Origin of the sequence: Geomicrobium sp. JCM 19037, from assembly GCF_000698105.1 — a bacterium.
Lineage (GTDB): Bacteria > Bacillota > Bacilli > Bacillales > Marinococcaceae > Geomicrobium_A.
This window is the reverse complement of the sequence record NZ_BAWZ01000017.1, coordinates 1-13266: the sequence shown is the minus strand read 5'-3', so window position 1 is coordinate 13266 and position 13266 is coordinate 1. Positions and strand designations below refer to the sequence as shown.

The following is a 13266-nucleotide window of genomic DNA, read 5'->3' as shown; positions in this document are numbered from 1 at the left end:
CAACGACATTTGTAAAACAATTGTCACTCATCAGATCATTCTATAAATGATTCGTTCGTCCTCGATCTTTTGGCAGATTTATGGGGTAGCGATCTGATCGACAAGTGCTGCAAATGATTTCTCCCCGATCCCGGAGACGTTCATAAGTTCTGACGGATCATCGAATCGCCCATTCTCTTCACGATACGTAACAATGGCCTGTGCTTTAGCAGGCCCGATGCCTGGAAGCGTCTGTAAATCTTGTTCGGTAGCCGTATTAATATCAACCGTTGCACCCGCACCTTCCGCTTCCGTTGTTCCTGCCCAACGCTCACTTAATGATCCTTCTTCCTCATCCTCATGAGCACGTAAATGACCATCTCATCGGTGAGAACTTGTGCAAAATTCACGTATGCTTCATTCCCTGTTTCGGAGACTCCTCCTGCCATGCGAATGGCATCGTCTACTCGGTAACCTTGATCGAATTCATATACACCTGGTCGCTCTACCTCACCTTTCACATCAACGATGACTGTCGAAAGCTCTACCTCCTCTTCCTGTGGGACTGCTTCTTCACTCTCCTCTTCCCAAGCAGCTCATCCAATGATGCTTCAAGCGTATCCGGTTGACGATCGTTTGATGCAAATAAAAACCCAAAAATTGTAATCATAAACATGCCTAAACCCGCAACAATCATCCACCATTTTTGCGTCATAGTGCCTCCATATCGAACGTTAATTAGTTGGAATAGTATGAATATAAAGGGCAGGAGAAATTCGAAGAAAAACTGCAGTATAGTTGGTTGAATTATACTACAGTCTACTCGTCGTCACAATACTTTACTTAGAGGCAACAAAAAAGATGCGTTCACTCTCTTCAGTTGGCGCTTCATCTGTAAAATCTGCGGTCACCTGAACATTGTGAAACCCAGCCTGCAGAAGCCACTTTGTGTACGTATCGACAGAAAATGTTCGCTGCATATGCGTCTCATCGACCCGTTCGTAGTTCCCATCGGATTGCTTTTGATAAAATGTCAAATCATGCACGACGCCATTCTCCAAATCTTCTAGTTCATAGCTATTCCAGATAAGAGACACATCCGGATCATCATCTCCATAACTAAAGCCAGGGAAGTCGTGTAGAAATTTAGAAAGTGAGTGCACGTCAAAAATAAGAATGCCCGATTCATTTAAGTGATTGTAAAAGGATACGATGCTCGACTGAACGTCTTGCTCATCGAGCACATAGTTTAATGAATCACAAAACACGGTAATCACGTCGTAACATTCTCCTAGCGACAACTCACTCATGTCTTGAGCATGAAGCTTCGGTTTCACACCATTCAACCGCCGGATCTTTTCATCGGCAGCTGCAAGCATCGATTCCGACAAATCTACTCCACTCACATCATATCCTTGTGAGAGCATCATAGACATGAGTGTGCCCGTACCACAACCAACGTCTAACATTTTCGGATTACGTGTCGTAATCACACGATTTGTCCACTCCAACCACCGCTCATACGGGGCATCTTGCATTAAATAATCGTAGAGCGGTGCTCCTTTTTCACTGTACATATCGTTTCAACCCCTTAAGCAAGCATCCGTCCAACTTCAATTTGGTCGGCTTCTCCCCAAAGTTTTTCGAGGTTATAGTACAGTCGATCATCTTCATGGAAAACATGGGCAACTACATCTCCGAGGTCGATTAACACCCAGCGCCCTTCTCGGTAACCTTCCATACGCTTTGTTTCATACCCGTTCTTCTCTGCCTGTTCTTTCACTTCACTTGCAATGGCGTGTACTTGTTTCACAGAAGATCCGTGAGTAATCATAAAATAATCGGCAACGACAGAGATCCCATTCATGTGTAATACTTTAATGTTTTGCGCATTTTTTGAGTCAGCAGCTTGTACAGCAAGCTTCACTAGTGGTTGATCATTCATAAAAAGTCATTCACTCCTTGATGGTTTGGTCATAAGCATTGAATTGTAGGCGGCTAGCGTCATCGGGTGTACCGGACGTCTATTCTCGACTAGATGTGAGATTGTACTTACAAAACAAGCCGTTACTGCTTCATCTAAGCCTTTTTCTGCCGCTTTTCTCACTTCATGAACACCAGGGAAATGACGTCCTGGTTCGATGAAATCGGCAAGAAAGATGATTTTTTCAAATGTAGACATATCCGGATGTCCCGTTGTATGCCAATAAACAGCATTAAAAATATCTTGATCGATTACGTCCTTAAATTCACGCTCAATCATATAAGCTCCTGCAGGCGCGTGTAAAAGAACACCCCCAAATTCGGAGAAGTTTTCGTTCGGTTCACGCTCTTTTAAAACATTTAACAATGACTCTTTTGCAAGAGGTTTTGCATAATCATGAAGAAGGGCTGCCACTTCAATTCGGTACGTATCTTCATTATACTGTTCTGCAAGACGCACCGCCTCGTCTCGAACGCCAAGTGTATGCGTAAACCTTGACTCTGGAAGCACTTCTTTTACTCGGTTTTCAATGTCCGTCGTTTTCATACAAGTGATTCTCCTCAACGTAAGACCTTACCTCTTCCGGAATTAAAAACCGGATGGACTGCTGCTTTTTAATTCTAGAACGAATGTCTGAGGATGAGATGGACAATTGGGTACGTGAATATACAGCATCGTCTCCGAAATGTGTTCCCCTTTTTCCAACGAATAATCAGGCCGGTCCGTCACAATAAAACGAACCATGTCGCGCAGCCGATCGATTTGATGCCACCGCTCCAAACTCTTTACCATGTCGCCACCAATAATAAAATAAAATTGCTCATTCGGGTAAATTTGCAGCAAATGTTCAATCGTGTCGACCGTATAGGACGGGCCCGTTCTCGCTAGTTCTAGTCGCAATAATTTAAACTGAGGGTGGTGCTGGATCGCCAACTCTACCATGTGCGCTCGGTCTTTACCATCTGCCATTCCTTCATGCTTTTTATGCGGGGGAATATTCGCTGGCATAAACCAAACTTCATCTAGTGAACACTCATTTAATGCTTGTTCAGCAAGAATTAAATGAGCAATGTGCACAGGGTCAAATGTACCACCGAAAATGCCGATCTTTCTCATTTTCTCCCCCTTACGGTAGTTCAATGCGTGGATTTTCAGTGGATGGGCGGTACAAAACGATCGTAAAGCCAATCACTTGAACGAGGTGGGCTCCTGAACGTTCAGCGAGCTTATTTGCAACCACATCCTTGTCTTCAGGACAGTTTTGCAACACGCTCACTTTAATGAGCTCACGAGCCTCTAGCGCATCTTTGATTTGAGAGATGAGGTTCGGATTCACTCCCGCTTTCCCTACTTGCAATATCGGTTTGATTGCATTGGCTTCACTTCTTAAATACTTAAGTTGTTTGTTCTTAAGTTGCATGTGGTATTCCCAACTTTCTTTCGACTGTTTGTTTCATCACCGTGCGGTTTGCTTCACGATGACTCCATAGTTCATAGGCTAGAGCAGCTTGCTCAATAAACATCCCTAAGCCATTTTGTACGGCTCTTGCATTCGTTCGATGTGTTTTTAACCAAGCGGTTTCACTCGGATTATAGATGAGATCGCTTAAATATACGCCTGACCTCAACTTGGTCGAATCAATGAGGGTTAGTTGCTCCCCTTGCAACCCGATCGATGTGGTATTAATTACACAATCAAATTGAGGAAGTAACGGTGTAATATCATTCGTTGAGTAAACATCCATTGCGCCTATAGAGGCAAAATCCGCTGCAATTTTTTCGGCACGCTCCTCAGTCCGGTTCACGACACTTAGGCTTTTTACCCCATGCGTGAGTAGAGAGTATGCGACCGCTCTAGCAGCACCACCAGCGCCAATCATCAGAACATTCATTTCCCGTAACGCTTCAGAACCCGTCATGGCGAGAAGCGCATTCAAAAACCCTTTACCATCTGTATTATAACCTGTAAGCTTCCCACCGTCGTTGACAACCGTGTTGACAGCACCAATCATCTTCGCTTCAATATCAACGTCATCCAGTAGGTTCATAATGTCCACTTTGTGAGGAACCGTGACGTTCCACCCGGATACACCAAGAGTCTTAAACGCACGAACCGCCTCAGGAAGGTCGCTCGGGCAGACATCATACCCTGAATAATACGCAGCGTCACTTTGTGCGCTAAAATGTTCGTTATGCATATAGGGAGACATCGAATGTTTAATCGGACTGCCAATTACTGCATAATTCTTCATTTACTCTCCTCCTTAAATGATTGCTGATCGAAGGGTAACTTTGACATTTTTCGGTGCGTATACGTTCACCTTTGCTCCTTTTTTACCGACGGTAATCCAACCGAGCCCTGGAACGACAAGATCAGTTTTATCTTCTTTAATATAAAACGTGTGTAACACAAGCTCTGGCACTTGTTCCAGAACATCTATTGCTGGGGGCAAAAGTAGATCCTGGCCTTTATGACGCTCATACAAATCATCGGCTGCTTCTAACTTTGTCCGGTGCGGCTTGAACGCCTCAGGAAAATAACAAACAAAATGATTCGACTCACCTTCTAAAAAGTCCATACGGGCAAGACCACCGATAAAAAGCGTTTGCTCGGACTGCAACTGAAAAATGGTCGGTTTAATTTCTTTTCGCGGTTGCAATACATGCACGGCGTGACGAGGTAATGATTGAAACATTTGTGATGGGTTGATTACACCAGGTGTATCATACAACTTTGAACCGTCATCTAGTGGCAGATCAATAAACGCAAGTGTTGTGCCTGGGTATACTGAGGTCGTAATGAGCTGATCATCATCCCCTTCAAATGCTCGGATCAATTGATTAATGAAGGTAGACTTGCCAACATTTGCGCTGCCGATGACATACACATCTCTACCGTTCCGCAACTCATCAATGGCGGCTGCCACACGTACGACATCTGCTTTTTTATTTGCACTCATAAGCTCGATCGATTTAGGAGCGTACCCTTTTGCCTTCGCTTCTCGTTTCAGCCAAAGCCGAATTTTATTTTCATTCACCGATTGCGGCAATAGATCAAACTTGTTGCCAACGAGCAGCAGCGGCAGGTGCTTTAAATCTTTGCGATGAAGCATCCAACTGCCCTCAACGTCGAAGAGATCAACAAGCATGACGATTAGCGCGTCTTGCTTCCCGACTTCAGAAAGCATTTTGCTAAAGTCTTCATCCGTGAGTGGCACATCAGGAACTTCATTATAATGTTTCAACCGATAACAACGTTGACAAACGATGACGTCGCGTTGTAATGCATTAACTGGAACATATCCTGGTTCATTTTTATCTTCAGTCTGAACAGGTATACCACATCCCGAACAGATGATATCTTCATTCACTTCCATGGTGTCTTTTCCGCCTTTCTAACTTCCTCATAACCATCTGTTCCACTTTCCGGTTCGCCTTCGTCATCCATCCGTCTGTCTCAGATACTGGAACGACAAGAATCGTGTAAAATCCACACGATTGCCTCCAAATACGTCGGTTAACAGCTGATCGCCAACGACAACGACTTCATTTTTTTGCAGCCCCATCTCTCTCATCGCTCTCTTAAACGCTCGAGTGAGTGGTTTTTTGGCTGAATGAATAAAAGCAACACCCGTCGGTTCTGAAAACGTACTTACTCGTTTCTTCGTATTATTAGAAACGATTGTAAGTTTTAACCCTTCTTGATGGACCATCTCAATCCAATCTAGTAACTCAGGCGTCACATCGGCACGATCCCATTCTACTAATGTATTGTCTAAGTCGGTAATAACGCCTTTGACCCCTCGGTCTTTCAACTCTTTTAAATTAATCTCGTATATACTCTCTGCAAATTGATCCGGCACCATGCTCCTAACAAAGTTGCTCCTCCTCCGTAACGTTCCTCACTATCACTAAACTGAAAGTATACCTGCTTTAGGCGGTGATTTCAACGATCACACGCCGTCACGCTCTCCCCAACGCTCATAATCAAAACAAAAGCTGAGAAAATCGTAATTATTTATCGACAAAAAATGCATCTACAGCTCTGTGGATAAACTTATCCACTTATTCGCATCCGATAGGATCAAGGTTAAACAAACATTTAAACATTCTCTTCACATTTTATCCACCACGCACTGTGGATAACAGTGCAGTTGTTCAAGTCGAAGGTTCGTGATAGGATCATAATAGATTCAAACAAGAGGCTACACACCTAAAGGCAATGATATATTGAGGAGGTGTACCCGCGTCTTGCGGTAACCCTATGCGCAACCTTTCTGACGACATGCTATTAGAAGCATACGAACAAGCATTGCATTTGCAATTAAGCGAAGATTTCATTGCCATCATTCGATCGGAAGTCGAAAGAAGGGCACTGACTCCTGCACTCCATCATTAATTATACTCCAATACATGAACGCGTCTTCGTGAGTGGCACATTGTGTGCTGCTTACTTTTTTTGTATTGACAACTTCTTATTGGGGAAGTTAAAAAGAAAAACCCGACTAGGTATAAAGATCCATTTTCTCATCTCTCGCGTTTTTCTCATCCTATTTAAAAAGAAAAGATTGCCTTAAGAGTTTAGAGTGGGCACGTTTTTAAGTATGCGCTATACTCAAGTATAACTCTTTCAGGGAATAGCTTACAGACTGGAGGCACACCGACATATGGAACAACTGACGTTACTTCTTGTTCTATCACCATTTATCTTGGCAATCTTTGTTCCAATCTTGTATAAATACATACGCTCTGTTCACACAGGTTGGTTCGTATTTCTTTTGCCATTGTTTCTATTTGTCTATTTCATCACATATCTCCCAGATGTGATGAATGGCAACAATAGCTACTATTCCGTACCTTGGGTTCCAACACTAGGAATGGATTTTTCCGTCTTTATTGACGGTTGGGGGCTACTGTTTGCCTTACTAATTACCGGGATAGGTTTTCTCGTTGTCCTTTATTCGATCTATTATCTCGATAAAAATCAGGAAAAGATCCATAACTTCTATGTTTATCTATTAATGTTTATGGGTGCGATGCTTGGTGTCGTTCTATCAGACAACATCCTCGTTCTTTATGTGTTCTGGGAACTGACAAGTTTGTCATCGATGTTACTCATTAGTTACTGGTTTAAGCGAGAGGCTTCTATTAAAGGCGCACAGAAGTCAACACTCATCACAGTGTTTGGCGGATTTACAATGCTCGCAGGTATCGCGCTTCTCTACTTAATGACGGGAACGTTAAGCATTCAAGAAATGATCGCAGGAGCCGACGGGCTAACGACCGAAACCTTTTTCCTTCCTGCAATGCTGTTAATCTTAGTCGGTGCCCTCACCAAATCTGCACAGTTTCCGTTCCACATCTGGTTGCCAGATGCGATGGAAGCGCCGACACCTGTCAGCGCCTACTTGCACTCAGCTACGATGGTAAAAGCCGGAATCTACCTCATCGCTCGTTTCACGCCATTCTTTGGCGGAACCGCGGAATGGTTTTGGATTCTCGCATCTTTCGGGCTGTTTACGCTCTTATACGGATCCATATCTGCTGTTCGTCAAAAAGACTTAAAGAGCATTCTTGCGTATTCAACGATAAGTCAATTAGGCATGATCGTCAGTTTACTCGGAATTGGTTCTGCAGCTCTTTACTTTGATGCACCCGACGAGTTATATACAGGTGCCATTCTTGCGGCAGTGTTTCACCTTATTAATCACGCTACGTTCAAAGGTGGCTTGTTCATGGCCGCAGGCATTGTTGACCATGAGACAGGTACCCGCGACATTCGCAAACTGGGTGGTCTACTGACCATCATGCCAGCAACGTTTACAATTTCAGCAATTGGCGCGGCTTCGATGGCCGGTTTACCACCATTCAATGGCTTTTTGAGTAAAGAAGAATTTTTCATGGCACTTACCGATGCCGCTCAGTTTGAGATCTTCTCCATGCAATCAGCAGGAATATTCTTCCCGATCATCGGTTGGGTCGCGAGTGTATTTACATTCTTATACTGCTGCATCTTTGTGTTTCGGACTTTTGGAGGCAAATTTATTCCAGAGAACTTTAAAAAAGAAGTTCACGAAGCACCGATCGGTATGCTTATTAGTCCAATTATTCTCGTTGCGATCGTCGTGATTACTGGTGTCTTTCCAAACCTCTTGGCCGACACGTTTATCGCGCCGGCGATGGCTTCTATTTTACAAGGAATACCAGAGTCACATGCCGCATTTGATGTAAACATTACCCATTGGCACGGATTTGAAATCGAATTATTTATGACCATAGGTGTTTTTGTACTTGGTGGGATTCTTTATGCAACGATGCGCCGTTGGCAAAAGCTTGCCATCTACAACCGTGAGCGTGATATCGTAAACCACGTATATGACGCGGGCTTGAATGGTCTTATTCGCGGATCAACGGGCATTACAAACGTACAAATGACCGGTCGGCTTCGCGATTACCTAGCCGTAACTGCCATCTTTTTAGTGTTGTTAACGGTATATACGATGGTGAAGTACAACAGTTTTGCGATAAATTTAGAAGGAATGAGTGATGTTGAACTTTACGAGTTCATCATCATCGGAATGTTTATCGTATCTGTAATCGCCATACCTTTCATTCAAAAACGAGTCGCTTCAATTGTTATGCTAGGTTTTGTCGGTTTTTACATCGCCGTTTTGTTCGTGCTCTTTAGAGCACCTGACCTAGCAATGACTCAACTACTAGTCGAGACGGTCGTCGTCATCTTGTTTATGCTTGCATTTTATCATTTACCTGAACTTCGCAAAGAGAAGAGCAAGCCGCTGTTTAAGTGGACGAATGTCATCATTTCGGTCGGTGTCGGCGTTACAGTTACGCTCGTTGCACTCGCTGCTAATGCGTATCGACAAGGACATGATTTAATCCCAATTTCTCAGTACCACCTCGAAAATTCTGCAGATCTTGCAGGTGGTTACAATGTCGTCAACGTTATCCTTGTTGATTACCGTGGGCTGGATACAGTGCTCGAATTGCTCGTTCTCGGCATCGCTGCACTCGCCGTCTATGCGGTCGTAAAATTCCGTCTGAAGGAGGGTGAGAACGAATGGCAATGAAGTGGAAAACAAACAACCTGTTATTCATTCACGTCACGCGTGTCGCTGCATTTTTGATTCTCGCTCTATCCATTTATCTATTCTTTGCCGGGCATAACGCTCCCGGCGGTGGGTTTATCGGTGGACTGATGCTAGCAACGTCTATTCTTCTACTGTACGTGACCTTTGACCAGCGTAAAGTGAATAAGATTCTCCCTATCGATTATATAAAATGGATTGCTGCAGGCATTTTAATTTCGATGCTTACCGGATTGATCGGTACTGTTGTCGGCCTGCCGTTTCTCACACAGTTTTTCGATTACTTTTATCTGCCTTTCTTTGGCGAGTTTGAATTGACGACCGCTGTTCTGTTTGATTTAGGCATCTATTTAGGTGTCGGTGGAGCAGCATTACTCATTATCCTGACTATTGCGGAGGACATCTAATATGGAACTACTCATGTCAATCGCAATCGGTGTGCTTTTCATGGTGGGAACTTACCTTATGCTCACACGCAGCATCTTACGTGTCGTCATTGGAATTGTTCTTTTGTCCCACGGTGCTCACTTATTGCTACTCACAATGGCTGGACTAAAAGAAGGCATGCCAGCGCTTGTTGACCAAGCGGAGTGGGCGTATACAGACCCACTCCCACAAGCGCTCATTCTGACTGCCATCGTTATTAGTTTCGGTATGACCTCTTTTTCACTTGCACTCGCATACCGACTATATAACGTTCATAAAACCGATGATCTTGATGAACTAAGGGGGGCTAATGATGACTAATTTAATACTAATACCGCTGATTGTCCCGGTCATCATGGGCGCTGTGCTCGTCTTTTTCTCTAAAAATGAGCGGATTCAAAAGGTAATCAGTGCCGTTACGATGCTAGCCATGCTCATCGGAAGTATCCTTCTATTCTCTGAGGTTTTGACAAATGGAACCGTTGTGATTCACCTTGGAGATTGGCAAGCCCCATACGGCATCCCTCTTGTTGCCGACTTATTGTCTGCTTTTATGTTGCTCGTTTCAGCGATCATTGGGACGGTTAGTTTGTACTATGCTTTCAAAACAATCCGCCCTGAACGTTCACGGTATTTCTTTTATCCGTTTTTCTTCTTCCTACTAACAGGAATTAACGGGTCCTTTTTAACGGGTGACCTCTTTAACTTGTTTGTATTCTTTGAGGTTATGCTCATATCTTCATACATACTTATGGTGCACGGCAGCAGCAAGTTTCAACTGCGAGAGACCTTTAAGTATTTTGTCATTAATATGTTTGCATCTATGCTATTTTTAGCAGGGGTTGCTTACATCTATGCAGCAACAGGTACACTGAATTTCGCGCATTTAGGCGTGCGCGTCGCTGAGCTCGGGCAAGACGGCCTATTGAACGTCATCGCCGTGCTTTTCATCGTCATCTTCGGTGTAAAGGGTGCCATCTTCCCGCTATACTTTTGGCTTCCACGAGCATACACGGGGCCTCCATCAGCCATCGCCGCCTTATTTGGTGGTTTATTAACGAAAGTCGGCCTGTATGCCATTATTCGGATGTTTAGTGTCGTCTTTAATCAAAATCCCGAGTTCACGCATACTGTTATTCTCGTTATGGCGGCATTCACGATGATCTTAGGTGTCCTCGGTGCGGTGGCAAGTTATAATTACAAGAGCATTTTGGCATACCACTGTATTAGTCAGTACGGCTATATTATGATGGGCTTTAGCATTTTTTCACCGCTAGCAATTGCTGGTGCGATCTATTTCATCGCACATCACAGCATCGTTAAAACAGCGCTATTCCAATTTGCTGGGGTCACTGAACGGATAACGGGAACGAGTGATTTAAAGAAAATGGGAGGCCTATTAAGCTCTCATCCTTGGCTTGCTTGGTTATTCTTCATAACAGCCATGTCACTAGCTGGCATCCCGCCACTTACAGGTTTCTTTGCGAAATATCCACTCGTTTTAGACGGTTTGGATCAAGGACATTACATCATTGTAGGGATCGCTCTGTTTGTCGGTCTCCTTACCCTCTACTCCATGGTGAAAATCATGATGTATGTGTACTGGGGCAAAGAGAAACATACAACTGAGCAAAGAAAAATTAAAGTCGGTTCGCTTCTGTACCCGATCATCCCACTCGTTCTGCTCACTGTCGTATTTGGTTTTGCAGCAGAACCTGTGATGCAAGTATCGATGACAATTGCTGAAGAAATATTAGAACCAAGCAACTATATCAATACGGTATTAGGAGAGTAGATGCTATGGTCTTTCAATTTTTATTAAACGTTGCCATTATGGTCATTTGGGTCGCCCTTCAACAAGAATATACAGGTTCTGATTTTCTCATCGGTTACGTCCTAGGTATGGTCATCGTCTACTTTTTTAGAGGGATCTTAAACCAACCCTTTTATTTACGAAAAGGGTTTGCGATTATTCGCTTGATCTTATTGTTCACGAAAGAACTGTTAGTCGCCAATTATGATATGGTGAAAGTCGTATTAAACCCGAACTTAAAACGTGACGTGAAACCAGGAATTATTGCCGTTCCAACGACACTCAAACACGATTGGGAAATCACGATCCTATCGATGTTGGTTACATTAACACCAGGTACGTTAACGATGGATTATTCGTCCGATGCTAGAACCCTATATATTCACGTCATTCATGTTGATGACCGAGAAGAAGTTATTAAAGACATTACAGACAGCTTTGAAAAAGCCATACGAGAGGTGGGAGAATAATGGTTGAGACGATTGTCCCCTATGCACTTATTGCATTGTCTATATCCATTGCCCTTTGCTTAATTCGTGCGCTTATCGGACCAACAACCTCGGATCGAGTTGTCGCGCTTGACTCGTTTGGCCTAAATTTGATCGGTGTCATCTGTCTCATTATGATCGTCCAAGACACAAGTGCTTACGTAGAAGTAACCCTCATCATTGCGATTCTCGCATTCTTAGGCTCAGTAGCCATTGCCAAATTCCTCGAGAGGGGTGTCGTCATTGATCGAGATTCTCATTAGTATATGTATTATTTTAGGTGTATTTTTAAGCTTAATTGGGTCGATCGGCATTCTCCGGTTAAAAGATGCCTACGGGCGCATGCATGCGGCTACGAAAAGTGCAACATTAGGAATCATCTTCGTCATCATCGGCACATTCTTTATGTTTTTAATGCGAGGCGAGCTGCTGTTACAGCTTCTTTTCGCCATTGTTTTCGTCTTTTTGACAGCCCCGGTCGCTGCTATGATCATTCTAGGTCCGCTCACCGCATTGGTGTCGAACTTTGGGAGAACACCGAGATTGATGAACTTCATGACAGCTATCCTGAACACGTAAAGCCGACAAGAAGCGATGTTGTCGCCGAAAAGCCGTCGGATCGCTGATTCTAAAGACCGAATGATTGAAACGCATTTTTCTCGGCTATACTTTAGACGAACGTTTCATTTCTCTTAAATATCGGTACAACACTTGACATAGCAAGGGTTTCATGAGTAAATTTGTAATGTACCCGGATTAAAATGTCATGAAAGGGAGTAATTTCAATGAACAAAACAGATTTGATCAATGCTGTTGCTGAACATGCAGATCTTTCCAAAAAAGAAGCTTCAAAGGCCGTAGACGCGGTATTCGACAACATTACCGATTCTCTTAAGGCAGGCGACAAAGTTCAACTTGTTGGCTTTGGTAGCTTTGAAGTACGCGAGCGTGCGTCTAGAAAAGGACGTAACCCGCAAACTGGAGATGAGATCGAGATCCCAGCAACGAAGAACCCTGCTTTCCGCCCAGGTAAGCAACTAAAGGATGCAGTCAACGAATAATCCATATGAAAAAAGAAACCAGGTGTCGGATGTTGCCGATACCTGGTTTCTTTTTTTATGCACAGCCTCTCATTGCTTATATTTCGCTTATGAGAAGACTTTGTCGAATTCTCTATACATAAACCCCTTGTCACTATAAAACGGCCTGTTTGCCGCTATAAAGCGCCTTCTGGCTAGAGAAACAGAAAAAGCGCCATGAAGGCAAACACAATCTACAAAAGTAGAGCCATCATCGCTATACACGCAACGAGGAGTTTAAAAAGCGATTTGTTTTTCTGAGCTGAGGGTTTTAACTTGGGGCGCAAGAATTGGTTCCAAAGATTTTTGATTGGAATCAGATTCACTCATAAGTGATCGTTTTGCCTCGTTCTGATTCCAATCGATCGACATCTAGTTCCTAACGCCCATT

General features: G+C 43.6%; 18 protein-coding genes and 2 pseudogenes. 9 read left to right on the top strand and 11 right to left on the bottom strand.

Going from position 1 to position 13266, the window contains the following annotated elements:
• Window positions 1-78: 78 nt before the first annotated feature.
• The 11 genes and pseudogenes from JCM19037_RS30095 to JCM19037_RS11025 all read right to left on the bottom strand — a co-directional run.
• Window positions 79-270 (bottom strand): annotated as a pseudogene (locus JCM19037_RS30095) (ComEA family DNA-binding protein); the annotation flags it as partial.
• Between the two features lie 44 nt (window positions 271-314).
• Window positions 315-500, bottom strand: coding sequence for an SLBB domain-containing protein (locus tag JCM19037_RS22725; RefSeq protein ID WP_052363797.1), 186 nt, complete (start codon window positions 498-500; stop codon window positions 315-317).
• A 23-nt stretch (window positions 501-523) separates the two neighbouring features.
• Window positions 524-694 (bottom strand): hypothetical protein, encoded by a 171-nt coding sequence (locus JCM19037_RS25785; protein ID WP_193744742.1) that lies wholly within the window; start codon window positions 692-694, stop codon window positions 524-526.
• A gap of 124 nt (window positions 695-818) precedes the next feature.
• Entirely contained in the window at window positions 819-1556 is a 738-nt protein-coding gene (locus JCM19037_RS11060) for a class I SAM-dependent methyltransferase (RefSeq protein WP_042401045.1), read from the bottom strand.
• A gap of 14 nt (window positions 1557-1570) precedes the next feature.
• On the bottom strand, window positions 1571-1924 hold the full coding sequence (gene rsfS, locus JCM19037_RS11055; protein WP_042401042.1) for a ribosome silencing factor: 354 nt from the start codon (window positions 1922-1924) through the stop codon (window positions 1571-1573).
• A 6-nt stretch (window positions 1925-1930) separates the two neighbouring features.
• Window positions 1931-2509 carry a bis(5'-nucleosyl)-tetraphosphatase (symmetrical) YqeK gene (yqeK, locus tag JCM19037_RS11050; RefSeq protein ID WP_042401039.1) on the bottom strand — a complete coding sequence of 193 codons (579 nt, stop codon included), beginning with the start codon at window positions 2507-2509 and terminating at the stop codon, window positions 1931-1933.
• Between the two features lie 42 nt (window positions 2510-2551).
• Window positions 2552-3079 (bottom strand): nicotinate-nucleotide adenylyltransferase, encoded by a 528-nt coding sequence (nadD, locus tag JCM19037_RS11045; RefSeq protein WP_238544670.1) that lies wholly within the window; start codon window positions 3077-3079, stop codon window positions 2552-2554.
• Between the two features lie 10 nt (window positions 3080-3089).
• Complete coding sequence (gene yhbY, locus JCM19037_RS11040; RefSeq protein ID WP_042401036.1) at window positions 3090-3383, bottom strand: ribosome assembly RNA-binding protein YhbY; 294 nt, start codon at window positions 3381-3383, stop codon at window positions 3090-3092.
• The gene (gene aroE, locus JCM19037_RS11035) at window positions 3373-4215 is read right to left on the bottom strand and encodes a shikimate dehydrogenase (RefSeq protein WP_042401033.1); all 843 of its coding nucleotides are present in this window, start codon (window positions 4213-4215) and stop codon (window positions 3373-3375) included. The genes yhbY and aroE overlap by 11 nt, the downstream gene beginning before the upstream one ends.
• Window positions 4216-4227: 12 nt before the next feature.
• Window positions 4228-5340, bottom strand: coding sequence for a ribosome biogenesis GTPase YqeH (gene yqeH / locus JCM19037_RS11030; protein WP_307189789.1), 1113 nt, complete (start codon window positions 5338-5340; stop codon window positions 4228-4230).
• Window positions 5327-5829, bottom strand: a pseudogene (locus JCM19037_RS11025) (YqeG family HAD IIIA-type phosphatase). The gene yqeH and the pseudogene JCM19037_RS11025 overlap by 14 nt, the downstream one beginning before the upstream one ends.
• A gap of 398 nt (window positions 5830-6227) precedes the next feature.
• On the opposite strand from JCM19037_RS11025, the gene JCM19037_RS24335 reads away from it, so the two are divergent.
• The 9 genes from JCM19037_RS24335 to JCM19037_RS10985 all read left to right on the top strand — a co-directional run bounded on the left by JCM19037_RS24335 (window position 6228) and on the right by JCM19037_RS10985 (window position 12857).
• A complete protein-coding gene (locus JCM19037_RS24335) occupies window positions 6228-6362 on the top strand; it encodes a sporulation histidine kinase inhibitor Sda (protein ID WP_081829246.1) in 135 nt (44 codons plus the stop codon).
• 268 nt (window positions 6363-6630) lie between these two features.
• Complete coding sequence (locus JCM19037_RS11020; protein ID WP_373900777.1) at window positions 6631-9051, top strand: Na+/H+ antiporter subunit A; 2421 nt, start codon at window positions 6631-6633, stop codon at window positions 9049-9051.
• Window positions 9042-9476 (top strand): Na(+)/H(+) antiporter subunit B, encoded by a 435-nt coding sequence (locus JCM19037_RS11015; RefSeq protein ID WP_307189788.1) that lies wholly within the window; start codon window positions 9042-9044, stop codon window positions 9474-9476. Before JCM19037_RS11020 ends, JCM19037_RS11015 begins: the two co-directional genes overlap by 10 nt.
• Before the next feature lies 1 nt (window position 9477).
• Window positions 9478-9816 (top strand): Na(+)/H(+) antiporter subunit C, encoded by a 339-nt coding sequence (locus JCM19037_RS11010; protein WP_042401027.1) that lies wholly within the window; start codon window positions 9478-9480, stop codon window positions 9814-9816.
• A complete protein-coding gene (locus tag JCM19037_RS11005; RefSeq protein WP_042401025.1) occupies window positions 9809-11290 on the top strand; it encodes a Na+/H+ antiporter subunit D in 1482 nt (493 codons plus the stop codon). Before JCM19037_RS11010 ends, JCM19037_RS11005 begins: the two co-directional genes overlap by 8 nt.
• A gap of 5 nt (window positions 11291-11295) precedes the next feature.
• Complete coding sequence (locus tag JCM19037_RS11000) at window positions 11296-11778, top strand: Na+/H+ antiporter subunit E (protein ID WP_042401023.1); 483 nt, start codon at window positions 11296-11298, stop codon at window positions 11776-11778.
• Complete coding sequence (locus JCM19037_RS10995; protein WP_042401020.1) at window positions 11778-12059, top strand: Na(+)/H(+) antiporter subunit F1; 282 nt, start codon at window positions 11778-11780, stop codon at window positions 12057-12059. Before JCM19037_RS11000 ends, JCM19037_RS10995 begins: the two co-directional genes overlap by 1 nt.
• Complete coding sequence (gene mnhG, locus JCM19037_RS10990) at window positions 12040-12375, top strand: monovalent cation/H(+) antiporter subunit G (protein ID WP_307189787.1); 336 nt, start codon at window positions 12040-12042, stop codon at window positions 12373-12375. Before JCM19037_RS10995 ends, mnhG begins: the two co-directional genes overlap by 20 nt.
• A 206-nt stretch (window positions 12376-12581) precedes the next feature.
• Entirely contained in the window at window positions 12582-12857 is a 276-nt protein-coding gene (locus JCM19037_RS10985; protein WP_042401017.1) for an HU family DNA-binding protein, read from the top strand.
• The last annotated feature ends 409 nt before the right edge of the window (window positions 12858-13266 follow it).

Bases quoted from the DNA above. Each gene is read 5' to 3' on its own strand.
- JCM19037_RS25785 (WP_193744742.1), bottom strand. From the start codon at position 694: ATGACGCAAAAATGGTGGATGATTGTTGCGGGTTTAGGCATGTTTATG.
- JCM19037_RS11060 (WP_042401045.1), bottom strand. From the start codon at position 1,556: ATGTACAGTGAAAAAGGAGCACCGCTCTACGATTATTTAATGCAAGAT.
- rsfS (WP_042401042.1), bottom strand. From the start codon at position 1,924: ATGAATGATCAACCACTAGTGAAGCTTGCTGTACAAGCTGCTGACTCA.
- yqeK (WP_042401039.1), bottom strand. From the start codon at position 2,509: ATGAAAACGACGGACATTGAAAACCGAGTAAAAGAAGTGCTTCCAGAG.
- nadD (WP_238544670.1), bottom strand. From the start codon at position 3,079: ATGAGAAAGATCGGCATTTTCGGTGGTACATTTGACCCTGTGCACATT.
- yhbY (WP_042401036.1), bottom strand. From the start codon at position 3,383: ATGCAACTTAAGAACAAACAACTTAAGTATTTAAGAAGTGAAGCCAAT.
- aroE (WP_042401033.1), bottom strand. From the start codon at position 4,215: ATGAAGAATTATGCAGTAATTGGCAGTCCGATTAAACATTCGATGTCT.
- yqeH (WP_307189789.1), bottom strand. From the start codon at position 5,340: ATGGAAGTGAATGAAGATATCATCTGTTCGGGATGTGGTATACCTGTT.
- JCM19037_RS24335 (WP_081829246.1), top strand. From the start codon at position 6,228: ATGCGCAACCTTTCTGACGACATGCTATTAGAAGCATACGAACAAGCA.
- JCM19037_RS11020 (WP_373900777.1), top strand. From the start codon at position 6,631: ATGGAACAACTGACGTTACTTCTTGTTCTATCACCATTTATCTTGGCA.
- JCM19037_RS11015 (WP_307189788.1), top strand. From the start codon at position 9,042: ATGGCAATGAAGTGGAAAACAAACAACCTGTTATTCATTCACGTCACG.
- JCM19037_RS11010 (WP_042401027.1), top strand. From the start codon at position 9,478: ATGGAACTACTCATGTCAATCGCAATCGGTGTGCTTTTCATGGTGGGA.
- JCM19037_RS11005 (WP_042401025.1), top strand. From the start codon at position 9,809: ATGACTAATTTAATACTAATACCGCTGATTGTCCCGGTCATCATGGGC.
- JCM19037_RS11000 (WP_042401023.1), top strand. From the start codon at position 11,296: ATGGTCTTTCAATTTTTATTAAACGTTGCCATTATGGTCATTTGGGTC.
- JCM19037_RS10995 (WP_042401020.1), top strand. From the start codon at position 11,778: ATGGTTGAGACGATTGTCCCCTATGCACTTATTGCATTGTCTATATCC.
- JCM19037_RS10985 (WP_042401017.1), top strand. From the start codon at position 12,582: ATGAACAAAACAGATTTGATCAATGCTGTTGCTGAACATGCAGATCTT.